Consider the following 4,016-nt stretch of genomic DNA (forward strand, 5'->3'; position numbering starts at 1 on the left):
CCATCATGTCCAAGATCGCCATTATCGGCGCCGGAATCACCGGCGTGACGACGGCGTTCGCCCTGCGCGAACGCGGCCACAAAGTCACTGTGTTCGACCGCCATCGCTACGCCGCGATGGAGACCTCCTACGCCAACGGCGGGCAGCTCTCCGCCAGCAACGCCGAGGTCTGGAACAGCTGGTCCACGGTGCGCAAGGGCCTTGGCTGGCTGCTGCACAGCAACGCGCCGCTGCTGCTGAGCCTCAAGCCGAGCTGGCACAAGTATTCGTGGCTGACCGAGTTTCTGGTCGCCATCACCCGCTACGAGAAGAACTCGGTCGAGACCACGCGGCTCGCCATCGAGGCGCGGCGGCATCTGATGCGTATGGCCGAAACCGCGAGCGTCGACTTCGATATCGAGACCCGCGGCATTCTGCATGTGTATCATGACGCCAAGGACTTCGCGCAGGCGACCAGGTCCAACCGCCTGCTGCAGGCCGGTGGTCTCGAGCGCCGGCCGGTGACGGCCGAGGAGATCCGTTCAATCGAACCGGCGTTGACGGGCACGTATCATGGTGGCTTCTACACGCCGTCGGACTTCAGCGGCGACATCCATAAATTCGTCACCGGCCTCGCAACGTATTGCGCGCGGCAGGGCGTGCGATTCCTGTTCGGTGTCGAAGCGGAAGTCACCGCGCAGCCCGGCGAGCGCATTCGCGTCGGCTGGTCGGCGGAGCCGCAGGGGCAGGCGACTGGGCTGCCGCTCGAAGAGAAATTCGATGCGGTGGTCATCTGCGCCGGCGTCGAGAGTCGGCGACTCGCAGCGACGCTCGGCGACCGGGTCAACATCTATCCGGTGAAGGGCTATTCGATCACCGTGCAGCTCGACGCCGAGCAGGACCAGGCCGCGGCGCCGCGCGTCAGTCTGCTCGACGAGCGTGCCAAGATCGTCACCAGCCGATTGGGCGACGATCGCTTCCGTGTCGCCGGCACCGCCGAGATCAACGGCACCAACCGCGACATCCGCGCTGATCGTGTGCGCCCGCTGGTCGAGTGGGTCGAACGCAACTTCCCCCGCGTCTCGACACGCCGGGTTGTGCCGTGGAGCGGCCTACGGCCGATGATGCCCGACATGATGCCCCGCGTCGGCCCCGGCCGCCGCAAGGGCGTGTTCTACAACACCGGCCATGGTCATCTCGGCTGGACCCTGTCGGCGGCGACGGCGGAAATGGTCGCGATGCAGGTCGGGGTGGCTGATTAAGCGGCGAGAACTCCCCGCTCCCCTGCCGTCACCACCCGCGAAAGCGGGTGGCCCAGTATCGCAGAGCGCTCGTTACTCACACGCATGCCCTGGGATACTGGGCCGCCCGGTCAAGCCGGGCGGTGACATCGTGGTGCAGGTGGTGACGGCTGAGAGTGGGGCAAGCTCAGTGCGCTGACCCTTGCCATCTCTTTTCAAAGCAATCCTTCCGTAGATTTCATCGCACCTCCGGGGAACTACGGTGGGGCAATTCGCGTATCCACCGCGTGAGGCGGATCGGCGATGATGGAGCCGAATCGGTTCGCGCCGCGAGCGCGCCGTGCGTTGGTTAATGGGAATTTAACGGACGCGGCGCAGACTTTCTGCTTCGCACGATCGCCGGGATCGTCGAGTGACCGTTACGACTTGAGGGATACGCAATGGAAGCTCAGAAAACCGCGGTGGAGGCGATCGTCGCGCTCACCGGCGTCGAACGGCGAGTGGTGGCGGAGTTCATCCGCAAATTCTATCTCGCCGGCGTCAAGGATCCGAAGCGGCTGACCTTCAAGGGTCTGCAGGCGTTCGCCCGGGGCTGATTCTTTCTTTCGTCATGCCCGGACTTGCTCCGGGCATCCATCATTCTTGAAAGATGGATTGCCGGGCCTTCGCCGTGCCGAAGCGGCTTCGGCCGCGCAGGCGGGTCAAGCCCGGCAATGACTGGAGAGGGAATGCTCTACTGCCGCGCCAGCGCGATCGAGAACTCGCCGTTGCGCACCCGGCCGGGAAGGCCTTCGACGAACTTGGCGACGGCGTCTTCGCCGTAAGTCGTCACCAGCTCCGCGAAGGCGGTGAACAGGCTGGCCTGCGCCAGGCAGTCGCCGTCGACGCCGTCGTGCAGGGCTTCGGCCCACGCCTCGTTGAGATAGCTGAGCGCCGCCCGCTTCTGGTCCTGATCCTGCTGGAAGGTGTCTTGCTCGGAAGTCTGGGAGGTCGCGCTCATGAAACTCGGCAGGGTAGGGCGCGGTCCACTGCGGACCGGCGACACCTAACTGTTAGCATGGCGTGCCGCCGTGGCGAGACCAGTTCTTTAGGAAAGGTTAATGGGCTGGGGACAGCGGCGAGCGAAACCGATCAATTCGCGTAGCGTGCGGTGAGATCGCGCGAAATCTTCGAGCCTTCTTCGAGATATCGCCTGATTGCCACTTTGGCGGCCGGCGTACAGACCCGATAGGTCTGCTGGAAGCCGGCATAGCCGCGATTGAAACCGGCGATCAGCCGGGTCCGACGTTCGCCGGACGGCGTCTCGGCGTCGATCAGCGCCTGCATCTCGTTGCGCCATTTGGCGCCGTCGGCGCTGCCGCAGATACCACGCAGATAGTGCAGCGTCCCCAGGATCTCGGCGAGCCGCTGCAGATCGGCGTCGAACGGCGCCGCACCTTCTGGCGTCTGCGCCCGCGCCGGCGCGAGCGCGCAGCAGGCGGCGACAGCGAGAATGGCGAGACGGCGGGTCAGCATGGCGGGCCTGATAGGCCGTTTCGGCCGGAGCGGCAAGGCGGCGGTGCGGTTCACGGAACCAGCAGACGCCGGGCGTTGTCGACCATCGCGGCCAGCCCCTCGGTGGTGTCGAACTCGGCCAGTCCAGCCGGGGCGATCCAGCGGGCGTCGTCGAGCTCGTCGTTCAGCGCCACTTCGCCGGCGCGCCAGCGGGCGGCGAACGACAAAATCACGTAATGGCCGGTGTTGGCGGCACTCGGCACCACCTCGCGCCAGCCGGCGAGGCCGACGATATCGACCGACAGCGCGGTTTCCTCGGCGATTTCCCGGGCCAACGCGGTCTCCAGGGTTTCGCCATACTCGACGCGGCCACCAGGCAGCGAATACAGCCCCTTGCCGGGCGAACGGGCGCGCCGGACCAGCAGCACCTTGCCGTCCCGGAAGATCGAGGCGCTGACGGCGAGTTGGGGACGTTTCAGGGGATCTGGCGCCACGGTCAGTGCGTCATGATGAAGTCGACGTCGGCTTCGCTGCCCTGGCCGTTGATGATGCCGCCGGCGCGGCCGATCAGCGGCTTGATCCAGCCGACGGCGCTCTCGGCCAGCTTGGCGCGGGTCGCGTCCTGGCTGGCGCCCCGCATGGCGTCGCCGGTGGCGGTCAGGATCGCCTTCATGTGGTCGGTGATGTCGTCGAAATCGGAGCGGATGCCGGGATCTGCCGTATCGTAGGCTTCGATCGCCAGATCCCGCGCCTTGAAGTTCGACGCCTTGAAATGTTCCGCATAGGACAGCGGCTGCCAGCTCAGGAAATCCTCCGAACATTCCGGCATGTCGGGGATCATTTCGAGCAGCATCACGGCTTCATTGAAGTGATTTAGATAGTCCGTCGCCAGCCCGGTATTCGGATTGATGTTGGCGGCCACCAGCATGGCGGCGCGGGTGTCGGCGTCGGCACTGGCCAAATCGCTCGCCGATCGCGCGGCATGGGGTTCACTGGCAGCCATTGGTGTCATATTTATCGGTCGACGTTAACAGGCTCTGAAAGCGGCAGGTTGGTCGATGTGTGGGCGCTTCGTGATCACTTCGGCCCCGGCTGCAATCCGGGAAGCTTTTGGCTATCTCGATCAGCCTAATTTTCCGTCACGCTACAACATTGCCCCGACCCAGCCGATCCCGGTGGTGATGCTCGATCAAGGCGCGCGCCGGTTCCGGCTGATGCGTTGGGGCCTGCTGCCGTCATGGGTCAAGGACCCACGTACTTTTACGCTGCTGATCAATGCGCGCGCCGAAACCGTGTTCGAGA

At 65.1% G+C, this 4,016-nt stretch carries 7 protein-coding genes; 3 read left to right on the top strand and 4 right to left on the bottom strand.

The genetic code is table 11. The annotated features are described in order from the left end of the window. The first annotated feature begins 5 nt into the window (after positions 1-5). Together I5M_RS06000 and I5M_RS33055 are read left to right on the top strand one after the other, a co-directional pair. Positions 6-1,241, top strand: a complete 1,236-nt coding sequence (locus I5M_RS06000; protein ID WP_031335553.1) for a D-amino acid dehydrogenase — start codon at positions 6-8, stop codon at positions 1,239-1,241. Between the two features lie 419 nt (positions 1,242-1,660). Then, positions 1,661-1,816, top strand: a complete 156-nt coding sequence (locus tag I5M_RS33055; RefSeq protein WP_022720568.1) for a hypothetical protein — start codon at positions 1,661-1,663, stop codon at positions 1,814-1,816. A gap of 137 nt (positions 1,817-1,953) precedes the next feature. On the opposite strand, the gene I5M_RS06010 is transcribed toward I5M_RS33055, so the two are convergent. From I5M_RS06010 to I5M_RS33550, 4 genes are all read right to left on the bottom strand, one after another. Next, entirely contained in the window at positions 1,954-2,220 is a 267-nt protein-coding gene (locus I5M_RS06010; RefSeq protein WP_022720569.1) for a hypothetical protein, read from the bottom strand. A 131-nt stretch (positions 2,221-2,351) separates the two neighbouring features. After that, on the bottom strand, positions 2,352-2,735 hold the full coding sequence (locus tag I5M_RS06015; protein ID WP_022720570.1) for a TIGR02301 family protein: 384 nt from the start codon (positions 2,733-2,735) through the stop codon (positions 2,352-2,354). A 50-nt stretch (positions 2,736-2,785) separates the two neighbouring features. After that, positions 2,786-3,214, bottom strand: coding sequence for an NUDIX hydrolase (locus tag I5M_RS33545; protein ID WP_031335556.1), 429 nt, complete (start codon positions 3,212-3,214; stop codon positions 2,786-2,788). Continuing rightward, positions 3,211-3,642, bottom strand: a complete 432-nt coding sequence (locus I5M_RS33550; protein WP_244431942.1) for a hypothetical protein — start codon at positions 3,640-3,642, stop codon at positions 3,211-3,213. Before I5M_RS33550 ends, I5M_RS33545 begins: the two co-directional genes overlap by 4 nt. A 130-nt stretch (positions 3,643-3,772) precedes the next feature. On the opposite strand from I5M_RS33550, the gene I5M_RS06030 reads away from it, so the two are divergent. Then, positions 3,773-4,016 (top strand): SOS response-associated peptidase family protein (locus I5M_RS06030; RefSeq protein ID WP_031335554.1); only part of this gene is annotated, 244 nt, incomplete at its 3' end.

The organism is Rhodopseudomonas sp. B29 (assembly GCF_000333455.1).
Classification (GTDB): Bacteria; Pseudomonadota; Alphaproteobacteria; order Rhizobiales; family Xanthobacteraceae; genus Rhodopseudomonas.

Coding starts and splice junctions, on each gene's coding strand:
- I5M_RS06000 (WP_031335553.1), top strand. CDS start 6: ATGTCCAAGATCGCCATTATCGGCGCCGGAATCACCGGCGTGACGACG.
- I5M_RS33055 (WP_022720568.1), top strand. CDS start 1,661: ATGGAAGCTCAGAAAACCGCGGTGGAGGCGATCGTCGCGCTCACCGGC.
- I5M_RS06010 (WP_022720569.1), bottom strand. CDS start 2,220: ATGAGCGCGACCTCCCAGACTTCCGAGCAAGACACCTTCCAGCAGGAT.
- I5M_RS06015 (WP_022720570.1), bottom strand. CDS start 2,735: ATGCTGACCCGCCGTCTCGCCATTCTCGCTGTCGCCGCCTGCTGCGCG.
- I5M_RS33550 (WP_244431942.1), bottom strand. CDS start 3,642: ATGCTGGTGGCCGCCAACATCAATCCGAATACCGGGCTGGCGACGGAC.